Annotated in this window: 1 protein-coding gene; it reads right to left on the reverse strand. The window is 58.6% G+C overall.

The window, feature by feature from the left end; translation table 11 throughout:
- Positions 1–261 (reverse strand): hypothetical protein (locus AB4138_RS19690; RefSeq protein WP_372307419.1); only part of this gene is annotated, 261 nt, incomplete at both ends.

Consider the following 261-nt stretch of genomic DNA (forward strand, 5'->3'; position numbering starts at 1 on the left):
TGCCGTCACTGTGTTTGAACTCGTATTTGGTCACGCCATCCAGATCGCTGCCGGACAAGGTACCCACTACCGCGTCCGCCACTTGGTTTTCCGCGTACGTCACCGTCTGCGCACCGAACGAGCCTGACTCATCGACGTTGCTCTCTTTCAGAGTCACCGTCGCTTCCGCTGTCGAGCCGTAACCGTCGGTCATCACCATCTGGTAATCGCCACTGTTCGTGCCTTGCTCGAAATCGTTCACCTCCGCCGAAACGCCCGCTG

This window comes from Vibrio sp. 10N.286.52.C3 (genome assembly GCF_041468865.1).
Lineage (GTDB): Bacteria > Pseudomonadota > Gammaproteobacteria > Enterobacterales > Vibrionaceae > Vibrio > Vibrio crassostreae_C.